Origin of the sequence: Asaia sp. SF2.1, from assembly GCF_000505765.1 — a bacterium.
Taxonomy (GTDB): Bacteria; Pseudomonadota; Alphaproteobacteria; order Acetobacterales; family Acetobacteraceae; genus Asaia; species Asaia bogorensis.
Genome location: NZ_AYXS01000001.1, coordinates 208332 through 210046, shown reverse-complemented (window position 1 = coordinate 210046; position 1715 = coordinate 208332). Strand labels below are relative to the sequence as shown.

The following is a 1715-nucleotide window of genomic DNA, read 5'->3' as shown; positions in this document are numbered from 1 at the left end:
GCCCATCGCCTTCACGTATCAGGTCATCGAGCAGATCCGGTATCATGCCATTTCGGGCAAATGCCATGCAGGCAAGGCCAGAAGCCAGAGCTTCCAGCACCACCGAGGGATAGGGATCCTCGCGTGATGTCAGGGTGAATAAATCAGCGGCAGAGAGGAACGGTCCCACATCCTCGACGCGCCCGGGAAGGTGGAAGCAATGCGTGACCTGAGCCGCCTCGAGATCAGCCGAGAGCGCGCGCGACAGGGTTTCATCAATGGCACCGACCCAGATGAAATGAACAGGCCGCGTCTGACCAGTCAGGTCGTTGCATCCTTCACTGTTGTTCTTGGCCCCTAGAGGATTGGCACGTGCGTCGTGAAAGACTGGGCTTCTGATCATCTGCCAGAGCTGAAGGAACAGGTCGAAGCCTTTGCGGATATCGCCAAAGCCGATGCCGGTCACGACCAGCGCATCGCTGCCTATCCCATAGGCAAGTCGCACACGACGACGGTCTGCCTCGGAAAAGACGACCGGGTTGTAAAGACCCTGCGGCATAATGACGGCCTCGGGGCAAAGACGCGTGAGCTGAGCGCCCGGAACAATAACAGACCGTGCCAGGAGGCGGGCCGTTGCCAGCGGGGCGTCCAGATGGTGATGCTTGAGCATTCCCGGCAACTCGTGGATGAGCTGCGTGAACTCGATCCCGGCGCTGGCGAGATCTGGTACCAGCCAGGTGGAGGCGGCGCTATTGACCAGCGCGTTGGTGAACCCCTCGTCGTGCAGGGATTGAAGCCGTTCCCGTCCCGCCTTGGTATTGGGCTTGAGTATCTCGACCGTCCCGACCTGTCGGTAGCGCCCGAGAAGGTCGCCACCACCAAGCAGGATAAAGGTGATTTCTAGGCCATGATTGCGGCGCAGGGTTTCTCCGATGGAGAGCAGCAGCATCTGCGCCCCGGCTGGAAACGCGTCATGTCCGATGAGCAGCAGGCGATGGGGCGCGAAGGAGCTTTGAAAACCGGTCACAGCCCGGGCTGTCGCATTTAGATAGGCAGAGCCGAAATGGATGTCGGGCTCCAGATAGGCCCCTTCGGCCCACTCGTTCCAAGCATTCACGCATACGATGGCCTCGCCATGAAACGGATGCGCCCGTGCCTGGCATATGGTCTCACTCAACCACCCCTCGTAAAGCCGTGGCGTCGAGCCATGGAGGACGAGACCGGCACCCTGACGCCGCGCGTCGTTGTCCCATGACGGACAGACTGTGCGAATGCGTGGAAACTCGGGTGCCGGGTCGGCGAGTGCTTTGCTAACAAGCTCGGCATAGTCGTACACACGGGCCGTCATGTCCTCGTCGAGGATCTGCACCCGGTTTTCGATGGGTGTGCAGTCGAGCGTGAGCTTGTGAGGAGGGAACTCGATGGCACCGTCGAGCCCGAACGGTCGTGGATCATGATCGTCAAAGGCCTGGGCCATGATCATGATCGGGCTGAGGTTATGACGGGCCTTAAACAGCTCGCGCCATCTGTCGATGCGCGAGGATGCCTCCGGGATCGTTCCCGGACGATAGATCATGAAAAGAGGGTGCGTCTCGAGCCGGATGTACCTGGGGTCACGCATATGACGGGCGAGGTCGTCTATCAGAGCCTCGTCATCCTCCTCCCGATAATCCTGTGCGATGAGCACGTCCGTCTCGCTGCCATCCCAACGGCGGCTCCAGCTTTCATTAGCCCAC

Annotated in this window: 1 protein-coding gene; it reads right to left on the bottom strand. The window is 60.3% G+C overall.

Annotation, left to right across the window (positions count from 1 at the left end; all coding sequences use genetic code 11):
• A partial coding sequence (locus P792_RS37260; protein ID WP_161630794.1) for a glycoside hydrolase family 99-like domain-containing protein occupies positions 1–1715 on the bottom strand: 1715 nt, incomplete at both ends.